Consider the following 19,695-nt stretch of genomic DNA (forward strand, 5'->3'; position numbering starts at 1 on the left):
AATTATTGGATCTTTTTATATGACCATTCTCATTCTATACTAAATCATAGATTAGAGCGATGCCTTTATTGAAAATCACCCAAAAGTTACTTAGGAGGACTACAATCATGCAAACAGGTACAGATCGTGTAAAAAGAGGAATGGCTGAAATGCAAAAAGGTGGCGTCATCATGGACGTTATGAATGCAGAGCAAGCTAAAATCGCTGAGGCGGCAGGGGCAACAGCTGTTATGGCTCTTGAACGGGTACCTTCCGATATTCGCGCAGCTGGCGGTGTAGCTCGTATGGCAGATCCAACCATCGTTGAAGAGGTTATGAAGGTTGTATCTATCCCAGTTATGGCCAAAGCACGTATCGGTCATTACATAGAAGCCAAAGTGCTTGAATCCCTAGGTGTGGACTATCTCGATGAAAGTGAAGTTCTTACTCCAGCAGACGAAGTGTTCCATATCGATAAACATGAGTTTACTGTACCATTTGTATGTGGAGCCAAAGATTTGGGAGAAGCTCTTCGCCGTATTGGTGAGGGTGCATCGATGATTCGTACAAAAGGTGAGCCTGGAACGGGCAACATTGTTGAGGCAGTTCGTCATATGCGTCTAATTAACAGCCAGCTCCGTAAAGTGCAAAACATGTCCAAAGACGAGCTGTACGCTGAAGCAAAAAATCTAGGTGTAGCTTATGAGTTGCTGCGCGAAGTTCATGAAAACGGAAAACTTCCTGTCGTTAACTTTGCAGCAGGCGGTGTAGCTACTCCGGCGGACGCAGCATTAATGATGCACCTGGGAGCAGACGGTGTGTTTGTAGGATCAGGTATCTTCAAATCCGATAGCCCTGAGAAATTCGCTCGTGCAATCGTTGAAGCTACAACACATTACACCGATTACAAACTGATTGCTGAAGTATCCAAAAACTTGGGCGCCCCGATGAAAGGGATCGAAATTTCTAAATTGGCTCCAGAAGAGCGCATGTCCAACCGCGGTTGGTAAGATAACAGGGCATCTAGTTGAATAGGTAGTTTGAACATTTATATAGAGAAGAGCCGATCAATTGAACCTTAATTGATCGGCTTTTTTGTTCTTAATATGTAGTTTGTTGATATCTTCAAAATGCTGTGCCTATAATAATCGGTATGAAGGAAGGTGCAGACAATTCGCTATCTATATGAGTTTATTCAACATCAGGACGATCTGCCTATGAAACTCTTCGTGAACTCGGTAAAACATATTGATTTTCATTGGCACAAGGAAGTGGAAGTTGTATATGTTCTCCACGGTTCAATCATCATGTATCTGGACCAGCAGCAATATACACTGCATGAAGATGATGTGATCGTGGTTAACAGTATGTCCGTCCACAAGATCGAACGAACCAATCAGGACAATGTGTTATTAACATTGCAGTTCGGTCCCGAGTTGATGAACAATAATGCATTTATCTCCTGTAACTCTGCTATGAATGTGGAACAAAACGCTCCTCGCCTGCAAAGTATTAAACAATATCTTGCGCAGATGGTATGGGAGATCAACAAAAAAACGCCGGGTTATCAAAATTTCACAATGGGCAGATTACAGATGTTATGCGGATGCCTGCAGAGGTATTTTTCCAGTGGTACGAATTCCGCATTGGAAGACGGTAGCAGGGATTATGACTATAAAAGACTGAACAGGGTCCTCACATATATTGATTTACACTACAATGAGAAGATTACACTGCAGGATATGGCGGATTCCGAACATTTAAGTTTGCATTATTTCTCCCATTTCTTCACCGACAAAATCGGGATACCTTTTCAAAAGTATTTGACGCTCATTCGCTTGGAGAAGGCTCAGGCTCAGCTGGCAGCCAACGATAAAAATATTTCGGAGATCGCGCTGGATTGCGGATTTGCCAATGTGAAGCTGTTTAACAAATATTTCAAGGAAAAGTACGGCTGTACGCCTGGTTCCTATCGGGAAGCTTCGCGTACACCGGAACTCCATCAGTTGAATGTAAACCGCAAACCCAAAACATATGAGGAATCTTCAAGCGGAGATTATTACGAGATGGAAACGTTGAATGCGATTGGTTTACTGTATCGATATCTGGATGTTAAGGTTGACGCTGATCAAGACACGCTTCCTATACCGTCTGTACATCTGTCAGACCAAACTTATATTGAAATTCGTGCGGATCAGACGTCGTCTGTCTATGAAAAGCACTGGAATATGACCATGACGGCAGGTAGAGCCATTGAAGGTTTGCGTGAAGATTGGCGGAAGCAGCTCTCCGCGCTGAAAGGAAAAGTGCCTTTTCAATATATTCGATTTCATGGCATCTTCAATGACGAGATGATGGTGTACAGCGAGAACGAAAAGGGCATCCCCCTCTATAATTGGTCTTATGTGGACAAATTATATGATTTCCTGCTGGATCAGGGCGTTCGGCCATTTGTGGAATTAAGTTTTATGCCGAGCCAACTGGCGAGATCGAAAGAAACGCTGTTTTGGTGGAGGGGGAATATTAGCCCGCCATCCGACCCTGCCAAGTGGCAGACGCTTGTTGGTGAATTTGTTCGCCATTGTTTGAATCGTTATGGTGCGGAAGAAGTGAGGCAGTGGTATTTCGAAGTATGGAACGAGCCCGACCTGGCGGGTGTTTGTTGGGCAGGAAGCAAGGAAGAATACTTTGCGTTTTACGAATCGACCGTTCATGCCATCAAATCGATTTTGCCGGAACTGACGGTGGGGGGCCCAGCTATGGGTTACGGATCTCTCTGGAATGATACCTGGGCTGAGGAATTTTTGTCCTATTGCCGCAAGCGTGAAGTGGCTCTCGACTTTTTCTCGTTTCATATCTATTCGGAGTATCCCAAGCTAAAAGTTGAAGACGATCGTTTAACCCAGATCATGCCGCCTTCTTTTTATAAAGAAAGTATTGAGCTTATGCGGCAAAAAATGAATACGTCATCTTACGGTCATGTTGAACTTCATGTCACCGAGTGGAACTTTTCGCTGTATGACCGGAACTTGCTGCACGATACCATGTTTATGGCTCCGTTTGTCATTTACCACACCATGAACACACTCGGTGACGTGAAAGCGATGGCTTTCTGGTCCTTTACCGATGTATTCGAAGAAAGTATCGTTCCCGCTTCTCCTTTCTACGGAGGTTTTGGCCTGATTAACCGCGATGGGCTGAAGAAACCCAGCTATTATGCATTTGAGCTTATGCAAAAGCTTGGGGATGAGCTGATGGTCAAGGGGGACGGTTATGTCGGAACCCGAAAAAGGGACGGAAGCATGCAGTTTTTGTTCTATCACTATGTTCACGTAGACCAGCTGTTTGCAAGTGGAGATTGGTCGGAATTATCCAGCTCAACCCGCTATGACGTATTTGAGGAAAAAGGCAGCAAAACTTATGAACTTACCCTGAGCAATCTCGAGGGACCTTATAAATGCACCACTTATCAACTGGATCGGGAGCATGGCTCGGTATTTGATGAGTGGACCCGCATGGGATCGCCCTATTCCTTGACGGAAGAAGAAATTGCCTATCTAAACGGCAGGAGTGGACCCGTGATGGGGACAGAGATGGTAAGAGATGAAAGTTGGCGCAGAGAGATTTTGCTTCCACCGCATGGGGTAATGCTGCTCATTTTGGATAGACAATATTAAAAAAAGTGCTTTTAAGACATCCTTTCAGTATTGAAGGGATGTTTTTTGTTGTTTATTTCTTGTTCAGGCTGGCAAGCTAGAACTATAGCGATGGATTGGGCAAAAAACGAACCATGATGCGGCAAGTTCCAACAAGAAAGCGTTAACACAAATCGATATACTATGGTTGTGGCAGCATAGAGGAAGACAGGGGGAGTTTTGGATGAAGCGTTTCATGAAATGGATGACAGATTCGTTTGCGCCAAGATTGGAGGCGTTTACGAACAATATTTGGGTTTCTTCGATTCAAGAAGCCATCATGGTCGCCATTCCGATGATTTTCATCGGTTCGATTATTACATTGATTTCGATTTTGCAGGATTTCATTCCGGGAATGCCGGACCTGACACCTATCACGACATTCAGTTTCGGTTTGCTCGGGTTGTTTATTGCTTTTCTGACGCCTTATGTTGTGATGGAAAAAAGAGAACGACATAAAATCAAGTTGCTGGCGGGAATGACGGGGATATCTCTGTTCGTTATGCTGCTTAACCCGACGGTAAACGAAGACGGTACCATTCAGTTCATCCTTGAACGATTTGGACCCTCGGGTATGATTACAGCACTCCTGGTAGGTGTATTTGTCGCTCTTGTAATGATCATGTGCAACAAATTTTCGTTCTTCAAAAAGGGGTCTTCACTTCCCGAATTCATTATGGACTGGTTCGATTTTCTCGTCCCGATCGCCCTGGTATTAACAACAGGATGGTTGCTTGTATATCAGCTTCATTTTGATATTTTTGGACTGATCGTAAACGTATTTGAGCCGATCAATGCCGTAGGGCAAAGTTTAACCGGATTTTTATTGTTCAATTTCATTGGTGTTGTACTGTATTCTTTCGGCGTAAGCCCGTGGGTCATGACACCGATCTGGTACGCGATCTGGATACCTGCAATCGAAGAAAATGCAGCTCTTGTGGCAGCAGGACAAGATCCAGTCAATATCAACACATTTGAAACCTTTTTCTCCGGATGGCTGGGTATTGGCGGTATGGGTGCGACCTTGCCGTTAGTTGTTTGGTTCCTGATGGCACGTTCGAAAAAACTGAAATCTGTCGGCAAGGCGACTATTATCCCGTCCCTGTTCAACATCAATGAACCCGTCGTGTACGGAGCACCGATCGCCTTTAATCCATTACTCATGGTACCGATGTGGATTAACTCACTTATCACGCCGGTGATTGTGTACTTGGCTCTCGACTGGGGTTGGGTGCGAATTCCGAGCCAGATCTTCCAGTTATGGTACACACCGATCGGCCTGTCCACTTACATTATGTCCGGACTCAATGGGCTTATCTTGCTGGCGGTCGTCCTGGTGATTGTATTTATTGTCTGGTTTCCGTTTTTTAAACTGTATGATGCACAGGAACTGAAGAAAGAACAAGAACAAAATTGATATCAGAAGGGTGAGTACTATGGATAAATCAATCAATGAATTGTTGTCGGCATTGACGCTGGCCGAGAAAGCTTCACTCTGCGCAGGATTGAATATGTGGATGACAAAAGGAATCGAGCGATTAAACATTCCGCCAGTTCATATGTACGATGGCACAAACGGCATCCGTAAAACAAACAGCGATGAAGAAATGGGGATTACAACGGAAAATGTACCCGCAACCTGTTACCCTACGGGTTCAGCCATCGGTTCTTCGTGGAATACGGAATTGTTATATGAAGTTGGTGTGGCACTGGGACGTGAATCAAAAACCATGGATATTGAGCTGCTGCTTGGACCGGGTGTCAATATGAAAAGAACGCCGCTTGGCGGAAGAAACTTCGAATACTACTCGGAAGACCCATACTTGACGGGGGAACTTGGGGCGGCGTTTATAAACGGGATCCAAAGCGAAGGCGTGGGCGCTTCTGTCAAACACTTTGCAGGAAATAACCAGGAGTTTGAAAAGATGGTAACCAGTTCGGAAATCGACGAGCGAACGCTTCGCGAGATTTACCTGAGCGCCTTTGAACGAATTATTAAGAAATCCGACCCTTGGACGGTGATGTGTTCTTATAATTTATTGAATGGAACGTATACAAGTGAGAACGAACATTTGCTGCATGACATTTTGAGAGAAGAGTGGGGTTATGAAGGTGTTGTTCTATCCGACTGGACAGCTGTTAATGATCGCATACGCGGTCTGAAGGCTGGGCTTGATCTGGAGATGCCGGGTCCCGCCAATTACAATGCCAAAGCGATCATTGAAGCGGTTCAGAACGGAAGCCTTTCCGAAGAACAGTTGGATCGCAGCGTGGGACGGATTTTGAAGCTTGTTGAGCGGGTAACGGGCAAGAAGAATATGGATTCTTCTCCAGATTCGGACTATCATGCACTCGCACGTAAAGCGGCGGCCGAGAGTATTGTGCTTCTGAAAAATGAGAACGCGATTCTCCCGCTAGTGCAGGGGTCCATTTCGTCGATTGCCGTGATCGGACGGTTTGCCAAAAAACCGAGAATTCAGGGAGCGGGCAGTGCAAAGGTAACGCCTACAAATGTCGATATTCCATGGGACGAGATAAAAAATCTGGCTGGCGATGCCATGACCCTGAATTATGCAGAAGGGTACCCGGAGGATGACTCCATCAATGATGAGCTAATTAAGGAAAGCGTCTCATTAGCGATGAATTCCGATGTTGCTGTATTGTTTGTTGGCCAACCGGAATATGCGGAATCGGAGATGCATGATTTGCAAGGCATTGATCTTCCCGAGCATCAAGTGAAATTGGTTCTTGCGGTAGCCGCAGTTCAACCCAAGTGTATTGTCGTAACGAGCAGTGGCTCCGCACTAGCGATGCGCCCATGGGTGCAGCATGTACCTGGTGTGATTCATTCGTGGTTGTCGGGTCAAGGCATGGGTAAAGTGATTGCAGATGTATTATTCGGACAGACAAATCCTTCGGGTAAACTGTCTGAGACATTCCCTGTCAAACTGTCGGACAACCCTTCACATATGCGAATTCGCGGAGAGAACGGCAAGCTGTATTATCGCGAAGGCCTGTTCGTGGGTTATCGGTATTATGACCGGAAAGAACTGGCACCTCAATTCCCGTTTGGACACGGATTGTCTTACACATCGTTCTCCTATACGGATCTGGAAGTGTCTCAGACCCACACCGGTGTTACGGTCTCCTTCCAATTGAAAAATAGCGGAAAGCGCAAGGGGAAAGAAGTTGTTCAACTGTATGTTCACGATGAAGAGTGCACATGGACCCGTCCAGAGAAAGAATTGAAAGCTTTTGCTAAAGTTGAACTAGAGCCGGGTGAAAAACGCAAGATTACTTTTGAACTGGAAGAGAGAGATTTTTCATACTACAACACCAAGTATAACCGTTGGGTGGCTGAGACCGGGTTTTTCCAAATTTCACTTGGCAGCTCGTCCAAAGATATCCGAATTACGGAACGTCTGCATTGTGACTTTGGTAAGGAAGAAATCACGTTCCACAAATTCAGTCTGCTCAGTGAGTGGATGAGTGATCCTGCAGCGAAAAAGGAATTGGAGCATTGCCTGAATGAAATGAACGAGCACGTTACGGACAAGGTATATCTTAACGAGGAGTTTGTAGGATTCTGGGCAGATTTCCCGATGATCAAAGTATTCCAAATGTTCGGTCAACAATGGATGAATGAACGTTCACCTGATGAAATTATTAATGAACTTATCGCCAAGGTTAACCAGGCACGTAATGAATAGTTAAGTAAAAGAAAAACCAAGTTCAATCCCGTACAAAGGAGATGAACTTGGTTTCTTTTTATTCATCAGACGAATGATATTGATTATTGTTCTCATTTACACACTTCGACATTTACTGTATACTGACAATAGTTATTTTACATATGGGTCTAAAAGACAAGAGTGAATTGAAAAGGGAGAGATTATTTACATGTTGGTATCCGTTAAAAAAGGGATGTTTCTTTGTTTGATTACTGCAATGATTCTGGTGCTCGCAGCGTGTTCAGGCAACAATGGTGGCAGCGAAGATGCAAATGGCAGTTCACAGCAAGCTGCGGAGAGCAGCACCACGAATGCAACAACAAATGGGGAACAAACCGACGCTGACGCTTCAGCACCTGCCGAAACAACTTACCCGGTAACCGTTTCAAACTATACAACAGAGAACGGCACATGGGTGAAGAAGGATCAAACGTTTGACAAGGCACCTGAACGAGTAGTTGCCAATACCCAAGGCGCAGCCGAGCTGATGATTCGCCTTGGTTTGACAGACAAACTTGTAGGTGTAGCTGCGTTGTTTGGTAGTGTACCTGAAGATATTGCTGATGAGTTTAAAAAAATTCCTGTGCTTGCTGAAGGCTATGTAGGTAAGGAAGTGACAATAGGTGCTTCGCCTGATCTGGTTGTGGGGCGTGGTGGATTGTTTGAGGATGCGGACTGGGGTGTTGGTACAGTAAGCAGCTTGAATGATATGGGGATTAAAACGTATGTACAAAGCACCAGTGTTCCTGATGCATCGTTAGATAGTCTGTATCAGGATATTACTGAATTAGGTGAGATATTCAACGTACAAGCGAATGCAGCGGCGTATATTGAGACACTTAAAGCACGCGAGAATGCCTTGTCGGCCCGAGCTAGCGCTGAAACGATCAATTATGCATCATTTTCGGATAATGGTGATGGAACTATTGGAATCTACAACGGAAATGGTGATACGTTTATTGAAAGTGCAATGTCATTAATCAATATGCATAATATGCTGATTAATGAAACCGGCACACTCAGTCTGGAGAAGTTAATCGAGATTAATCCGGATGCGATGATTATTTCGAGGTATGCAGGTGGTATTGATCCTGAGCAGACGATTGAAAAGCTGCTTGCCAACAAACAGGTACAAAACATTAACGCAGTTAAAAACAAAAAAATCTACATTATTGATTTCAACAACTTCTGGGGTTACGGGGATTCCATCTTCACAGGTGTAGAAGGACTCGCTGATGATCTCGGGTTGTAATGAAGCCAAGTACAAAAACATAGTACCATTAAAAGTCGCTATTTTAGCGGCTTTTTTTGTTATCAGGGACCAAATTCCTGTCTAAAGCTGTTCCCGGTCAGCCTGAATGATAGCGAGAATGGAGTGAACGCTCTATTTTAATACGATTTGACTTGTGAATATATTATCGGTATAGTGTGAATAAGTTCACACTTTACATCAAGGAGTAATCTATGCCAAAAAATACTTTCTTTCGTTTAGACGAAACAAGGCGTGAGGAAATATCGAATAGCGCTATGCATCTTTTTGTTGATAATCTTTACGAGGATATAACTATGAAGATGGTTTTGGATAGTTTGTCCATGCACCCCGGAACATTTTATCGGTATTTTGAAGACAAAGATGACCTTTATTGTCACTTAATACGTAATGTGACCCAGAAAAGAGCTGCATATTTCAGTAACAGTAATGAAGATTCCCTTTACAGCTATTTCCTTACTGGTTTATTCGGTAACGTTAATGGCATGGTGACCGAGCCACTGAATGAGTTGGAAATCAAACTGACTAAAACATTTTCATATATTCCTGAGGACATTTTGCTGAAAGTATATGTGAATGTGTTAAAGGGCGAGTCATTCCCCATGATCAAGGACATTTTACGCCGAATGAGGGTTGATGGATATCTCCGACCGGATGTTGACGACGACCTGATTTCTTTTATGTTTGAGTCAATGCAGCTTAATTTAATCTTGTTTTTTAGGGAATTCGATATTAAGGACTCTGAGCTGCAACATAAGATCAGCAAGTACTTTGCTGAATTTATGGGTCATGGGCTGCTTGAAGATCATAAATATTCTGAAATGGTTAGCGATCTCAAGGGGGAAAGAAAATGAAAACCTATAATGCATTTCCAGAACCAACTGGCGGCTATACTGTCGGTCGAACCCAGATGGATTTTGAGTACACGGCATCAGATTACTCCAAAAGAGAACTGACCGCTTTTGTGTATTATCCGTCTGACAGTAGCGAAGGTAAGACTACATCAACGTACATGTTTCCTGAAGTCTACGAGATGTTTAAAGAGCAGCCACTTGTCACTGCGTTGAAGGATGTTTTCTCTATAGATATCAAGACCCAGTGTTACGACGACCTTGCTCTCTCCGGGAAGGAAAAGCGCTATCCAGTGTTATTCTATGTTTGCGGCGGGGGCGGTTCTCCAGAATGGGGTACAGTGCTCTGTACAGACTTGGCAAGCATGGGGTATGTTGTGGTAAGCATCGGCCATCAGAATAGCACGATGTATAAACGTAAAGATGGGCGACTGTTTAATGTATCCAAGGATTTTTCGGATGTCATTACAGCGTTTGGTGAAGATCCTGAGATGCTGGCGTTGGCTGGTAAGATGGAGATGCGTCCTGACGATGAAACTGCCATTGAGATGTGCCGTAACGTGCTTGCACTACCGATACTTTCCAAGATAACAGAGTATAGTGAATCACAGGCAGAAGATGTAAGGTATGTAGCCGATTATCTTTACAAACTGGATTCTGGAGAGCTGAATTCCATCTTTAAGGGCAGATTGTTGCTTGACATCGGCATGGGCATAGTCGGACATTCTTATGGAGGGCCTACGACGGCGATGGTTTGTCGGGATGACGACCGATTCACCTGCGGGATTGGCTTGGATAGCAGTGCGTTTGGCCTTCTTGACAGCGATCTTAAGAAACCCTTCTTGCTCCTGTTTTGTGAACCTAACTATAATATGAATGCGATTATTGGCGCTAGCAATAGCATGGAAACCTATTATTTCTCAGTTGATCGTGTTGCGCATTTGGATTACTGTGACATCGTGTTTACCAGTGTTAATGAGGAACTCAGAGGCAAACGGGATGTTATGGAGATGCGAAATCTTGTTACAGACTATGCGAAGAACTTTTTTGATCATTACATACTGCAGAAGGCAACAAGTGTGGAAAGTCTGTCATACGATGGTGTGGAATTGATCAAGAAGACCGGCAACAAGTGACATAACCGAGAGACTGCTGGTTAATGCATGTCAATTAAAGCATGTCAAAGAGCTGGCCGTACAGACGCAGAGCCGATAACCCCTATTACGCGGTTATCGGCTCTCTGATATTACAAATTGACATTCTGGTTCCAATAACTGACGCTTATTCGGCCTTAGTCCCGCCAGTGTTTACTTCGCTTCCAGGTTCCATCAACATGATATGACATTCCTTTTCGGCGGAAGGTTTGATCTCGACTCCTTTAGGGACAATATACATCTCGCCCTTGGAAATCTTCACTTGCCCATCACGAAAATCAATTATCATTTCCCCTTCGAGCACAAAAAATAACTTGTCAGTCTCCTCATGAACATGCCACTCAAAATCTCCAGCAATCTTAACGATCTTAAATTGATAGTCATTCATTTCACCAATGAGTTTCGGAGACCAAAGATCGTTTAATTTCGAAAATTCCTCATTTAATTGAATAGCTTGATAGTGCATCGTCATTCCTCCTGTGTATTAATCCTATATGTTCAGTATACTGATCTAAGCTTTGGTATAACATGGATGCCTATTGAAATCAGGATGGATTATTGATGAACTTCAGACGATACTCCGTAGGAGAAATACCACATTGTTTCTTAAACACTCTGCTAAAATAAAAGGGGTCAGCAATGCCAACGGTCTCGGCAATCTGTTGTACAGACACATCACTTGCCAATAACATTTGCTGTGCCATGTTTATACGATATTTCAATACATATTCTGCTGGACCCATACCTGCATGTCTTCTAAACACGTAGGAAAGTCGATTTCGATTAACTTTATTTTGTTCTGCAAGTGAGGCGACAGTCAGATTTTGATCATAGTATTCTTGGATATAGGTAGAGACGCGTTCGAATAAAACATCTGATTCACAACTATTTTGCCTATGATCAACACATATTAAAGTCTCATTCAGTACATCGCGAAACAGCATCTCGGTCTGAAACTTTGAAATACCTCCACGCTGGTTATACACATGCCAAAGACGCGTGATTAATTCGATCAGACGTGGGGACTGACCCGTTGATAATTCAAAATGCTGATGAGAAAAGCTTGTCTCTTCGAGGTCCGAACTACATATCCGGTATAAAACGAGGATGTATTCCCAGTCCGTTCTATGAAACACGGTTTGATCCAGTTTCATTTTCGCGCCCCCATGTACAACTTTTCCTGGTGAAAAAATATAGGGCGTACCATCAAATTGAAATTGTATTTTTCCTGTAAGAGGAAATACAAATCCAGGAAAAGAATCGGTATAGTCAGCCTGGGGAACCCCTGGATTTTTAGCATATCGATATACTCCTTCGACTTGAAAAGGAATGTGTGCAAAATGGGCTGCTAACTGATTAACGTCTACTTTCACATTACGTACCTCATTTCAAAAGTGTTTGCCGGTCATTCTAAGATAAATCGTTGTGCACCTTACTCCAACATTATTGATAACGATTATCACTGTCAACATATATAATGAAAAGGTTACTTTCGGCTAAATAAAAACCAGCGTTCCATATGGGCAATAGAATCCATCTTGTGTTAACATGTGCACTAACTAATCCAATAGTTTGTTTGAGAAGGGGAACCCATGTCCATTCGAATAAAAATGCTGCTGTCCTTCACGGGCATGCTTGTTATAAGTCTGCTGTTCATCTTGCTTACCGCAAGTCTGTATACGATTGCGGCCACAGGGGATCTACAGAGTTTCCGCGATATATACAAGGTACATTATCAGATCAACCCCCTGACTGAACAGGGAGAATCGATCTTTCAAGAGATGAAGTTTCTGGCCAAAAATGACCCGGACGACCTGCAGAATAAGGTTTTGCTGCGTGAATATGATATGAAACTTCGAGCTGAGAAGTCAGGGCTCTACGTCAGACGGGAGAATAGTCAGATCTTCGAATCACTGACCTTCAACCAGCCAGAACTGAAGCAGGCACTGCCTGCTTATGATCTTAACAATTATCAGATTCGGAGCACCTTCAATATTGGTGAGCGATTTTACGCGTATGCAAAATTTGATTTTCAATATTCAGATGGGGAACGTGGGAGTATCTTTGTCATTCGTGAGAGAAGCCCCTTTGCGGAGCTTACTCGTAAGTTGCTGCCTGTGATGTCATTCCTGCTTATTGGTGTCCTCATCATTGCAAATCTACTCTTGTTCCGCTGGATCACGCGCAGCTTCATTAAACCCTTGAATCAACTACGAAGTTCAGCCGAACATATTAAGGATGGCAATCTATCCTTTGAACTTCAGCTAAACTCCAATGACGAGGTTGGCCAACTCAGCGAAGCGTTTGAGAGCATGCGGAATCAATTACAGCTCTCCTATGCGTTACGTCAGCAGGACGAAGTGAACCGCAAAGAGCTTATCTCCAACATTTCGCATGATCTCCGTACACCCATTACCAATATCAAAGGGTATATTGAGGGTATTCGTGACGGAGTGGCTAATACTCCGGAGAAAATGGAGAGTTATGTTAATATCATTCACTCCAAAGCAGTTAGCATGGATAAGCTGGTGGATGAACTGTTTTTGTATTCCAAGCTCGACTTGAACCAAGAACCTTTCCTGTTCAAAACAGTTGATCTCGCTGATTTCCTTGAAGATAGCATTGAAGAGCTGAGATATGATCTGGAGGATAAAGGTGTTGCCCTGGATTGGATTAACCAGGTGTCTGGTCCCGCCATGGCTGCTGTGGATCCGGAGAAGTTAAAACGTACCGTTGTTAATGTGGTGGATAATGCACTCAAATACATGGAGAATGAACATAAACGATTCGAGATTACACTTCAAGCTGATGAGAACTGGATTACGATGGGCTTTAAAGATAATGGCAGGGGAATACCTGAAGAGGCACTGCCTTATATATTTGAACGCTTCTATCGTGCAGAACAATCCCGCAATTCCTCAACGGGCGGAAGTGGACTTGGGCTGGCAATTGCTCGCCAAATCATTGATGGACATGGGGGCTTCATCTGGGCTGAAAGCCAGCCCAATGATGGTACGAGCATATATATCAAGCTGAAACGGCTGAATGAAGAGAGGGACTAATAAGTAATGGCAAACATTTTGATCATTGAAGATGAAACAACGATTGCGGAACTGGAACGGGATTATTTTGAGCTCAACGGATTTTCCGTGGATCTCTGCCATACTGGAGATGAAGGCCTGAAGCAGGCACTGGAGGGGGACTATAATCTGATCATTGTTGATCTGATGCTTCCGGGACTCGACGGCTTCGAATGTTGCAGACGTATCCGCGAGGTGAAAGAGGTGCCCATCCTTGTCGTTTCCGCGAAAAAGGAAGAAATCGATAAGATCCGGACGTTCAATCTGGGAGTGGATGATTTTATTACAAAACCGTTTAGCCCAAGTGAGTTGGTTGCACGAGCAAAGGCTCATTTGACCCGATACGAGAGACTACTTGGCAAAAACAAACCAGCTGAGCAGGATGAAATCCACATTCGCGGGCTTCACATTGATAAAGGATCACGCCGCGTTTTTGTTAATGGAGAAGAGGTGGCGATTACAACCAAGGAGTTCGAGTTACTTGTATTTCTTGCGAGTCATCCCAACCGTGTATTTAGCAAATCCGATCTGTTCGAGCGGATCTGGGGCATGGATTCCACCGGAGACATTGCAACGGTTACTGTCCATATTCGCAAACTACGCGGCAAGCTGGAGACAGACCCCAAAAATCCGGAGTATATTGAAACCGTCTGGGGTGCAGGCTACCGGTTTACTGCATAAGTTTCGTGAAAATTTAGAGCCAGTTTATATTTTGTTAATAACTTTAGCCTTGGGAGTTTCTTTTTGTCCTCTATTCTATAGATACAGGCAACTACAACCTATAGAGGAGGAATTCAACTATGAATTCTACAACCCGCAAAATCGCTACATTTCTAACCATAACTGCATTAGGTACAGCAGTGTTCCCGTTAACTGCGAATCAAGTACATGCAGCTACATACGTTACTAACATTGCGGCAACAACCACACAGCTTAACCAACAACAGATTGAAGCTGCTATCAAGGATCTGAATAGCTTGGGGATCATGAACGGGTATGCAGATCAATCTATGGGTGAACATCGAGCAATTACCCGTGCGGAGTTAGCTTCATTGGTTTTCAAAACGTTTAATTTGGAGAGCAAGACGGGAGAAACCGTAGAATTGACGGATGTGAATCCGAATGCATGGTATGCGCCATATGCGTCAAAGCTTGTTGAACTTGGCATCATGCAGGCTAACGATGGACAATTCAATCCGCAAACTCAAGTGTCGGATGCTGAACTCGAACAGGTCGTATCCAAAGCGATGCAACGTGATGTAAAGTCCGTTCACCATTGGATGAGCGAGTTCTACTCCGAGAATGGTACAGCAACGCGCGGCGAAACAGCAGTGCTGTTGCAAACTGCACACCAAGCTATTCCTTCGGAGCAAGCTCAAATCAAGAGCGTTAGATCACTGAATGCCATTACGTTAATTGTAACTTTTGACAAACCGCTGACAGCGGCGGATGAGGCTTTTGCCAAAGCACAAACGGACTTTGCGTTTAGTGGTGAGCTGACGTTGACCAATATGCCCCGTTTAAAAACAGGGTCAATTGCGACTTACATCGTTCCAACGTCCGTACAAGATGCTGGTGAAGTGTACAACCTGACTTACAAAGGCCAAGACGCTGGTTCCTTTGAAGGCAGCGGTACGAAAATAAACATGACAACGGCTAATCAAGTAACGAATGATACATTCGAGATTGAAGCATTGCAAGTCAACAGTGTCGTGGATTATGGTTACATCATTTCGGCTTACAGCGGTGGTCGAGGAGCTAATGCATTTGTGCTGAATGATCAAGAGCAAGCAGGAGGCAAAACGTATCAAGTTATCTCCTCCATGCAGGCAAGACAAGTTGTAATTACGCCAGAAGGTGGCGAGCCTATCGTTGCCAGATATGTTCCGTTCACACAATCCACAGATGGCAAACAAGAACCGAAGTTCCGTTTGCCTGAGGGACAAACGCTGAAATCAGGTGTCAAATATACGGTTTCTTCGGATTGGGCCAACATCGAAAATGCTTCATTTACGGCGAAATCGTTTGATGCACTAGTGGTTGCAAGTGCTCAAGCAGTGAGCGAAACCTCCATTGAAGTTACACTTGACCAGGACCCTGGGGATGAACTGTTCTCTGGTCGAAGTGTAACGTTAACTTCACCTAGCGGGGATGTTCTGACGGCTACTTATAAATATTCAAGTCGAAAAGGTGCGACGGGTGTATTCGACCTAACAAATGATGGGAAGTTGACTCCGGGTACTTCGTATACAATAAACCCAGTTGGGGATTGGAGTATCGATTCTTCGGTCACCTTGACACTGGAGTAAAGGAGGCAGTATGAGTAAATCGCTGATCATCGTTGTCCTGATAAGTAGTATGTTGATCGTCCAAGGCTGCGTGCCTGAAATGAGAAACGACTCTAATGTGGAGGTAAAGGCCATGACTTCAGCAGATGAACAGCTGTTCAAGGCAGTCGAGGACAGCGATACTGAGCGCATCGAACAAATGATTCAAGCAGGCGCCAATATCAATGTTCAAGATCAGAGTGGACGAACCGCTACAATGATTGCAACCTACAATAATGATCTAACATCGGCTAAAGTGTTAATTGAAGCGGGGGCAGATGTGAATATACAGGACGATATGAAAAATACCCCGTTTCTGTATGCTGGCGCTGAAGGATACTTGGATATTTTGAAGCTGACAATCGAGGCGGGAGCGGACCCAGCGATAACGAATCGATATGGAGGGACAGCACTTATTCCAGCTTCGGAGCATGGATATGTGGATGTAGTGCAAGAATTACTGACTCAAACTTCGGTGGATGTGGACCATGTGAATCAATTGGGATGGACAGCACTACTCGAAGCGATCATTCTTAACGATGGCAATGCTCAGCAGCAGGAGACGATACAATTACTCATTGATTACGGAGCAGACGTGAACATACCGGATCGTGATGGGGTATCACCACTCAGTCATGCGAAGAATAAAGGCTTTAAGGAAATTGAAGATATTTTGATACGAGCTGGTACGAAATAGACCTTTTTAGGCTGAATAAAGAAACAAACATGTTGAGATATATGCAAAAATGGTTTACATGGAGCGCCTGATTCCTTCTATGCTGAAGGGCAGGCGCTTCATTCAATCCATCAATCTTACGTGTATGAAACTGGCATAGTCTTAACATGACATGATTAGATACAAGAACGAGGATCTTAAAAATTGAATATCTCTGCTTTGAAGTTTGCTATAGTGTACCGCTCTGCTTCCAGATAAAATGGAAATACCAACCATGTAAGCGTTATCTATTATTATACTGCTTATACATGTTGGAATCATTCATGGAGGTGTATGATGAAGAGGAAGTCTTGGTATACTTTGGCGGTAACTGGTGTCATCTCTTTGTTTTTTTCGGTAAGCGCTTTCGCGGGTTATGTGTTCTGGGAACCTCTAACCTATTTTAACGCAAGTACGTGGCAAAAAGCGGATGGGTATTCCAATGGGAACATGTTTAACTGTACGTGGAGGGCTAACAATGTTAATTTTACAAGTGACGGCAAGCTTAAGCTTGGTTTGACCAGCTCTGCACAGAACAAGTTTGATTGCGGAGAGTATCGTACCACGAATACGTATGGGTACGGCTTATATGAAGTCAGTATGAAACCTGCCAAGAACACAGGTGTAGTTTCCTCATTTTTCACATACACAGGCCCTGCACATGGCACCCAATGGGATGAGATTGATATCGAATTTTTAGGAAAAGACACAACCAAAGTGCAGTTTAATTATTATACCAATGGGGTTGGTAATCATGAGAAGATTATCAATCTAGGGTTTGATGCATCCCAGGGCTTCCATACGTACGCATTTGACTGGCAGCCGGGACATATCAAATGGTATGTTGATGGTGTATTGAAACATACGGCAACCAGCAATATTCCTAAAACACCCGGAAAAATCATGATGAACCTGTGGAATGGAACAGGAGTAGATAGCTGGCTCGGTCCTTACAACGGGGCCAATCCGCTCTATGCAGAGTACGATTGGGTCAAATATACGAGTAATTAAGCAGACTGAAGCAGCCGTTAGCGGCTGCTTTTTTCTATATTCTGGCATTGTATTTATTCAATATATGTATTCAATATCCAATATCCTAAATTAATGCAATAAATGTTGCAATATTAGTATGGGCATAAATATCAAAAATTCATTATGATTAACCTGTAAGCAACATTACATAGACTGGGGGAACGAAGTTGGACACAAGTAAAAAGAGACGAGTAGGCAGTTTGGTCATGATCGGAGTATTGGCCCTATCTGCAGCCTTGAGTGGGTGTAGTAACGGGAACGAAAAGAAAACTGAATCAAGTACACCAGCGACAACGTTGGAGCTCAAAAATGGGAAGTATGATCCACCAGTATCCATTACGTATCTACGACCATGGGGTCCAGACGTGAAGTTTAAGTCAGGTGAGGATCAGGATAACAACGTCCATACAAAATGGGCCAAGGAGAAACTCGGAATTGAGTTGAAAAACCAGTGGATATCTCCATCCACCAATAATGCATTTGAGACAAAACTGCGTCTATCGCTTGCTTCCAATGCAGACATGCCAGACATTATTTCGTATCGCGGCGAATTCAATCTAGTGCGTGAATTGATTGAGTCCGGAAAATTTGTCGATGCGGGGGAGTTGTTTGACAAATATGCCAGCGACACATGGAAAGCAGCCGTAAACGAAGATCCTTCCGTATGGTATCCATACATGCAAGATGGCAAAAAGATCGGTATTCCGATTCTGGACTATTCCTATAATGGTGATCCTGTCATGTGGATCCGTGAAGACTGGATGAAGAAATTCAATCTGGAAGCACCTAAAACTATAGATGATCTTGAAGTCATTATGGAAACGTTTACGAATCAAGATCCGGATGGCAATGGGAAGCAGGACACTTACGGACTCACCATTGGCTTCAAGAACTGGCTGAACACATGGATGTCTGAAGCTGGGTGGGTATTTGGCGCTTATGGTACAATGCCAAACCAATGGAATCTGACGGCAGACGGAAAACTTGAATACGGTTCCGTTACACCTGGTGCCAAACAGGCTTTGGCCAAATTACAGAGCTGGATGAGCAAAGGGTATATCCCGGAAGAAGCTGGCGTGTATGACGAGACAAAAGCAGCTGAAGAATTTACTGCCGGAAAAGCAGGTATTGTGGTCGGTCCTCACTGGATGCCATCCTGGCCGCTGGAGGATGTGAAGAAAAACAATCCTGAGGCTGAATACAAAGCGTATCCAATTCCTTCTGGTCCAAACGGTCAAGCAGGCAGACATGGTACGTCAAACGGAAATGGCGTAGTTCTAATTAACAAAGACATGAAAAATCCGGAAGCCTTTTTCACCTATCAGAACTATCTCTTTGATCACTATGCAAATCCTAAAGAGGGCGATGAGTTTGAACATGGATTTGCGGAAGGATACGATTGGGTTATGGTAGATGGGAAACCATCAACCGATGCAAGTCTTACGGGTGGTTATGCTCCCGAGAAGTACACGTTGACTTTTGATGGAGCGAGAATTCCGAATCTGAGTATGACAACACTTGCCAAGCTGGCAAGCGGTGAAGAAGCAACTACACCGTTTGAGAAAAAAATCAAATCAGGTGTACCAGTACCTATGCTTGATGCAGCCAAGATTGTTTTGGATCAAAAGGATATCGTGTTCAATCAAATGTTTACCGGTTCACCTTCAATGACGATGCAGATGAACAATGACATTTTGACGAAGATGGAGAAAGACACCTTCTCTCAAATTGTATATGGCAAAACCTCTGTGGACGCGTTCGACTCATTTGTTGAGAAGTGGAAGTCTTCAGGTGGAGATCAGATTACGAAAGAAGTTAACGAGTGGTATGATTCCGTGAAAAGCGGAAAATAGGATGACAA

Annotated in this window: 15 protein-coding genes; 13 read left to right on the plus strand and 2 right to left on the minus strand. The window is 43.8% G+C overall.

Annotation, left to right across the window (positions count from 1 at the left end; all coding sequences use genetic code 11):
- The first annotated feature begins 104 nt into the window (after positions 1–104).
- The 7 genes from pdxS (at position 105) to MKY66_RS15330 (ending at position 10,662) form a co-directional block, all read left to right on the plus strand.
- Positions 105–989, plus strand: a complete 885-nt coding sequence (gene pdxS, locus MKY66_RS15300) for a pyridoxal 5'-phosphate synthase lyase subunit PdxS (RefSeq protein ID WP_200869424.1) — start codon at positions 105–107, stop codon at positions 987–989.
- Between the two features lie 153 nt (positions 990–1,142).
- Entirely contained in the window at positions 1,143–3,656 is a 2,514-nt protein-coding gene (locus tag MKY66_RS15305) for a helix-turn-helix domain-containing protein (RefSeq protein WP_339805107.1), read from the plus strand.
- A 202-nt stretch (positions 3,657–3,858) separates the two neighbouring features.
- Positions 3,859–5,091 carry a PTS transporter subunit EIIC gene (locus tag MKY66_RS15310; RefSeq protein WP_062834547.1) on the plus strand — a complete coding sequence of 411 codons (1,233 nt, stop codon included), beginning with the start codon at positions 3,859–3,861 and terminating at the stop codon, positions 5,089–5,091.
- A 19-nt stretch (positions 5,092–5,110) separates the two neighbouring features.
- Positions 5,111–7,384: a glycoside hydrolase family 3 C-terminal domain-containing protein gene (locus tag MKY66_RS15315; protein ID WP_076210661.1), complete on the plus strand. Its 2,274-nt coding sequence runs from the start codon at positions 5,111–5,113 to the stop codon at positions 7,382–7,384.
- A gap of 190 nt (positions 7,385–7,574) precedes the next feature.
- Positions 7,575–8,657 (plus strand): ABC transporter substrate-binding protein, encoded by a 1,083-nt coding sequence (locus MKY66_RS15320; protein ID WP_076210660.1) that lies wholly within the window; start codon positions 7,575–7,577, stop codon positions 8,655–8,657.
- A 212-nt stretch (positions 8,658–8,869) separates the two neighbouring features.
- Positions 8,870–9,529 (plus strand): TetR/AcrR family transcriptional regulator, encoded by a 660-nt coding sequence (locus MKY66_RS15325; RefSeq protein ID WP_076210658.1) that lies wholly within the window; start codon positions 8,870–8,872, stop codon positions 9,527–9,529.
- Positions 9,526–10,662, plus strand: coding sequence for a choline esterase (locus MKY66_RS15330; protein WP_076210657.1), 1,137 nt, complete (start codon positions 9,526–9,528; stop codon positions 10,660–10,662). The genes MKY66_RS15325 and MKY66_RS15330 overlap by 4 nt, the downstream gene beginning before the upstream one ends.
- A gap of 145 nt (positions 10,663–10,807) precedes the next feature.
- Here the strand turns inward: MKY66_RS15330 and MKY66_RS15335 are convergent, their stop codons facing one another.
- Both MKY66_RS15335 and MKY66_RS15340 read right to left on the minus strand, forming a co-directional pair.
- A complete protein-coding gene (locus MKY66_RS15335; RefSeq protein WP_047843047.1) occupies positions 10,808–11,146 on the minus strand; it encodes a cupin domain-containing protein in 339 nt (112 codons plus the stop codon).
- 79 nt (positions 11,147–11,225) lie between these two features.
- Positions 11,226–12,053 carry an AraC family transcriptional regulator gene (locus MKY66_RS15340; protein WP_076210655.1) on the minus strand — a complete coding sequence of 276 codons (828 nt, stop codon included), beginning with the start codon at positions 12,051–12,053 and terminating at the stop codon, positions 11,226–11,228.
- A 219-nt stretch (positions 12,054–12,272) separates the two neighbouring features.
- Between MKY66_RS15340 and MKY66_RS15345 the strand changes: the two genes are divergently transcribed.
- From MKY66_RS15345 to MKY66_RS15370, 6 genes are all read left to right on the plus strand, one after another.
- Positions 12,273–13,742, plus strand: a complete 1,470-nt coding sequence (locus MKY66_RS15345; protein WP_076210653.1) for a HAMP domain-containing sensor histidine kinase — start codon at positions 12,273–12,275, stop codon at positions 13,740–13,742.
- 6 nt (positions 13,743–13,748) lie between these two features.
- Entirely contained in the window at positions 13,749–14,441 is a 693-nt protein-coding gene (locus MKY66_RS15350; protein WP_047843050.1) for a response regulator transcription factor, read from the plus strand.
- A gap of 119 nt (positions 14,442–14,560) precedes the next feature.
- A complete protein-coding gene (locus tag MKY66_RS15355) occupies positions 14,561–16,069 on the plus strand; it encodes an S-layer homology domain-containing protein (protein WP_076210652.1) in 1,509 nt (502 codons plus the stop codon).
- 10 nt (positions 16,070–16,079) lie between these two features.
- Complete coding sequence (locus tag MKY66_RS15360) at positions 16,080–16,784, plus strand: ankyrin repeat domain-containing protein (RefSeq protein WP_076210650.1); 705 nt, start codon at positions 16,080–16,082, stop codon at positions 16,782–16,784.
- A gap of 315 nt (positions 16,785–17,099) precedes the next feature.
- Complete coding sequence (locus MKY66_RS15365) at positions 17,100–17,813, plus strand: glycoside hydrolase family 16 protein (RefSeq protein WP_036615630.1); 714 nt, start codon at positions 17,100–17,102, stop codon at positions 17,811–17,813.
- Between the two features lie 188 nt (positions 17,814–18,001).
- Positions 18,002–19,687 (plus strand): extracellular solute-binding protein, encoded by a 1,686-nt coding sequence (locus tag MKY66_RS15370; protein ID WP_083657027.1) that lies wholly within the window; start codon positions 18,002–18,004, stop codon positions 19,685–19,687.
- The last annotated feature ends 8 nt before the right edge of the window (positions 19,688–19,695 follow it).

It is taken from the genome of Paenibacillus sp. FSL R5-0766 (assembly GCF_037971845.1).
GTDB lineage: Bacteria > Bacillota > Bacilli > Paenibacillales > Paenibacillaceae > Paenibacillus.

What these genes read in the sequence shown, in the direction of transcription:
- MKY66_RS15320 (WP_076210660.1), top strand. Translation starts at nt 7,575, where the DNA reads ATGTTGGTATCCGTTAAAAAAGGGATGTTTCTTTGTTTGATTACTGCA.
- MKY66_RS15360 (WP_076210650.1), top strand. Translation starts at nt 16,080, where the DNA reads ATGAGTAAATCGCTGATCATCGTTGTCCTGATAAGTAGTATGTTGATC.
- MKY66_RS15345 (WP_076210653.1), top strand. Translation starts at nt 12,273, where the DNA reads ATGTCCATTCGAATAAAAATGCTGCTGTCCTTCACGGGCATGCTTGTT.
- MKY66_RS15335 (WP_047843047.1), bottom strand. Translation starts at nt 11,146, where the DNA reads ATGCACTATCAAGCTATTCAATTAAATGAGGAATTTTCGAAATTAAAC.
- MKY66_RS15310 (WP_062834547.1), top strand. Translation starts at nt 3,859, where the DNA reads ATGAAGCGTTTCATGAAATGGATGACAGATTCGTTTGCGCCAAGATTG.
- MKY66_RS15355 (WP_076210652.1), top strand. Translation starts at nt 14,561, where the DNA reads ATGAATTCTACAACCCGCAAAATCGCTACATTTCTAACCATAACTGCA.
- MKY66_RS15330 (WP_076210657.1), top strand. Translation starts at nt 9,526, where the DNA reads ATGAAAACCTATAATGCATTTCCAGAACCAACTGGCGGCTATACTGTC.
- MKY66_RS15365 (WP_036615630.1), top strand. Translation starts at nt 17,100, where the DNA reads ATGAAGAGGAAGTCTTGGTATACTTTGGCGGTAACTGGTGTCATCTCT.
- MKY66_RS15325 (WP_076210658.1), top strand. Translation starts at nt 8,870, where the DNA reads ATGCCAAAAAATACTTTCTTTCGTTTAGACGAAACAAGGCGTGAGGAA.
- MKY66_RS15350 (WP_047843050.1), top strand. Translation starts at nt 13,749, where the DNA reads ATGGCAAACATTTTGATCATTGAAGATGAAACAACGATTGCGGAACTG.
- MKY66_RS15315 (WP_076210661.1), top strand. Translation starts at nt 5,111, where the DNA reads ATGGATAAATCAATCAATGAATTGTTGTCGGCATTGACGCTGGCCGAG.